The organism is Kutzneria sp. NPDC051319 (genome assembly GCF_040682195.1).
GTDB lineage: Bacteria > Actinomycetota > Actinomycetes > Mycobacteriales > Pseudonocardiaceae > Kutzneria.
Genome location: NZ_JBFBAM010000157.1, coordinates 1 through 2,830, shown reverse-complemented (window position 1 = coordinate 2,830; position 2,830 = coordinate 1). Strand labels below are relative to the sequence as shown.

Below are 2,830 nucleotides of genomic sequence, written 5' to 3'. Positions count from 1 at the left end.
CCCGGAGCCTCGACTCCGGGGCCGCTGTCGGCCACTCCTGCTTCAATGGTGGGGTGTCCACCCCACCAGCCCAGCACCGCATCCTGGTCGTCGACGACGAGCACAACATCGTCAACCTGCTGACCACGGCGCTGAAGTTCGTCGGCTTCGACGTGGTCTCGGCGACCAACGGCCGGCAGGCGCTGGAGCAGGCGGTGGCCACCAGACCGGACGTGATCGTGCTCGACGTGATGCTGCCCGACCTGGACGGCTTCGGCGTGTGCACCCGGCTGCGGGAGGCCGGCATCGACGCGCCGGTGCTGTTCCTGACCGCGCGGGACGCCAGCGAGGACAAGGTGCACGGCCTGACCCTGGGCGGCGACGACTACGTGACCAAGCCGTTCGACCTGGACGAGTTGGTGGCGCGGGTGAACGTGCTGCTCAAGCGCGGCCGCACGGAGCGGGCCCCGAGCAACCGGCTGCGGGTCGGGCACGTCGAGCTGGACCAGGACACGCACGAGGTGTGGCGGGCCGGCGAGCTGGTGCGGCTGTCGGCCACCGAGTTCCAGCTGCTGCGCTACCTGATGACCAACGCGGGCCGGGTGCTGTCCCGCGCGCAGATCCTCGACCAGGTGTGGAACTACGACTTCCAGGGCGATTCCAGCATCGTCGAGACCTACGTCTACTACCTGCGGCGCAAGCTCGACGACCAGGACAATCCGCTGATCCACACCGTGCGCGGCGTGGGCTACCTGCTGCGGGCCTCCACCGTGCCCGCGGGCGGTCGGTGACCATGCTGCTGCGCTGGCTGCGCCTGCGGTCGCTGCGATCCCGGCTGCTGGTCGGGGTGGTCGCGGTGACCGCGGCCGGCCTGCTCACTGCCGATGTGGTGGGCGTGTTCGCGCTGAGCAGCTACCTGCTCAAGCGCACCGACACCCAGGTGGCCGACGCGTTGTCGTCGACCCTGCACAAGGTCCGGCCGGACGGTTCGGTGCAGATGGGCCAGTCCAACGACGACCTGTGCGCGATCACCGTGCTGGGCGCCGACGGCAAGGTCCTGCACCAGTACGGCGCGGCCAACGGGCTGCCCATCCCGCCCCTGGCCACGCTGACCTCGCTCCAGACCCAGCACTCGCCGGTCACGGTGAGCGGCGGCGACGACTTCCGGATCGTGGTCGGCGAGCTGCCCGAGGGCCGGCACCTGATGGTCTCGCAGTCGCTGCGGCTGTCCGCGGCCACGATCTACCAGCTGGTGGCCATCGAGGCCGTGGTGACGGCGCTGGCGCTGGCCCTTGCCGCCGTCTTGGCGCTGCGGGTGAGCCGCTTCGTCATGCGCCCGCTGGACCGGATGACCGACACCGCCGAGCTCATCGCCGACGGCGAGATGTCGCACCGTGTGCAGGTGGACGGCTCGCCGACCGAGGTGGCCCGGCTGGGCAACTCCCTGAACCAGATGCTGGGCCGCCTTGAGCACTCGTTCACGTCACGGCAGGCCGCCGAGGACGGGCTGCGGCAGTTCGTCGCCGACGCCAGCCACGAGCTGCGCACGCCGCTGACCTCGATCACCGGCTACGCCCAGCTGGTCCGGCACGGCGCGCTGAACGACCCGGAGGCGCTGGCCGACGCGATGCGGCGCGTGGAGGACGAGGCCAAGCGCATGGCCGCCCTGGTCGACGAGCTGCTGCTGCTGGCCCGGCTGGATCAGGGACGGCCGCTGGAGTCCAGCCCGGTCGACCTGGTGGCGCTGGCCGAGACCGCCGTCGGCGACGCGCGGGCGGCCGACTGCGCCCGGATCGTGCGGCTGGTCGCCGACGACGGCGACCACGTCGTGCGCGGCGATCGGGCCCGGCTGCACCAGCTGCTGGCCAACCTGCTGGCCAACGTGCGGGCGCACACCCCGCCCGGCACGGCGGCCGAGGTGCGGATCAGCCGTGACGGCGAGCACGAGGTGATCGACGTCGTGGACGAGGGCCTGGGCATCTCGGCCGAACAACGGGACAAGGTGTTCGAGCGGTTCTTCCGCGGCGACGCCTCGCGCAGCCGGGCCGTCGGGGCGCTGGCCGACGGCAGCGGACTGGGCCTGAGCATCGTCGCCGCGATCGCCGCCGCGCACGGCGGTCACGCCGGCGTGAAGCCGAACGAACACGGCGCGTGGTTGCGGGTCACGCTCCCGGCCACGGTGGCCGCCACTGCCGCTGATCGGGCCCTGACCAGGCAGGAAGTTCCCAGCGTCCTCTAAGCCGCCTTCAACATCTTTCCGAGTCGGATGGGTTTCCCTTGTGGGTAGCGTGACTCGCGCCAGCCGCCGCAGGGGAAGCACCGCCATGTCCACCGAGTTGTCCACCAGCACGCCCGGACGGGTTCGCCCGCTCCGGTTGCTGGCGGCGCTCGCGCTCTCGCTGGCGGTGATCACGGCCAGCAACGCGGGACTGTCGGTGATCGGCACCGCGATCTTCTCGGCCCCCGACGACTTCTGCGCGTTCCTGCCGCGGAACTCCGTGCCGATGACGCTGGAGTGGGTGGCGCTCGCGACCATCGGGTGGGGGCTGCTGGCCCACTACACCGTGCGCGCCAAATGGTGGTTCTACCAGGGCACTCGCGTGTTCGTGCTGGTGTCGTGGCTGGCCAGCCCGCTCGCGCTGGCGACATGGCGGTCCGTGCTGGGCGTGGTGACCCTGGACCTCATGGTGGTGGTCGGCGCGACCGTGACCTATCTGGCCCTGACCAGGATCGCGCCGACCACCTGCCGTGTCACTGCCTGAGCATCTCGGCGACGAGGAAGGCCAGCTCAAGGGACTGCTGGGTGTTCAGTCGCGGGTCGCAGGCGGTCTCGTAGCGGCCGGCGAGGTCG

4 protein-coding genes are annotated in these 2,830 nt (G+C 71.2%); 3 read left to right on the top strand and 1 reads right to left on the bottom strand.

Annotated elements, in window-relative coordinates:
- Positions 1-53: 53 nt before the first annotated feature.
- The 3 genes from AB0M73_RS49690 to AB0M73_RS49680 all read left to right on the top strand — a co-directional run bounded on the left by AB0M73_RS49690 (position 54) and on the right by AB0M73_RS49680 (position 2,741).
- A complete protein-coding gene (locus AB0M73_RS49690) occupies positions 54-770 on the top strand; it encodes a response regulator transcription factor (protein ID WP_043717542.1) in 717 nt (238 codons plus the stop codon).
- Positions 771-772: 2 nt separating this feature from the next.
- Positions 773-2,218 (top strand): HAMP domain-containing sensor histidine kinase, encoded by a 1,446-nt coding sequence (locus AB0M73_RS49685; RefSeq protein ID WP_363907218.1) that lies wholly within the window; start codon positions 773-775, stop codon positions 2,216-2,218.
- 85 nt (positions 2,219-2,303) lie between these two features.
- Positions 2,304-2,741 (top strand): hypothetical protein, encoded by a 438-nt coding sequence (locus tag AB0M73_RS49680; RefSeq protein WP_363907215.1) that lies wholly within the window; start codon positions 2,304-2,306, stop codon positions 2,739-2,741.
- Here the strand turns inward: AB0M73_RS49680 and AB0M73_RS49675 are convergent.
- The coding region (locus AB0M73_RS49675) for a 3-deoxy-7-phosphoheptulonate synthase (RefSeq protein ID WP_363907216.1) at positions 2,731-2,830 on the bottom strand (100 nt) is incomplete at its 5' end. The two genes, AB0M73_RS49680 and AB0M73_RS49675, sit on opposite strands and share 11 nt — an antisense overlap.

Coding starts and splice junctions, on each gene's coding strand:
- AB0M73_RS49685 (WP_363907218.1), top strand. CDS start 773: ATGCTGCTGCGCTGGCTGCGCCTGCGGTCGCTGCGATCCCGGCTGCTG.
- AB0M73_RS49680 (WP_363907215.1), top strand. CDS start 2,304: ATGTCCACCGAGTTGTCCACCAGCACGCCCGGACGGGTTCGCCCGCTC.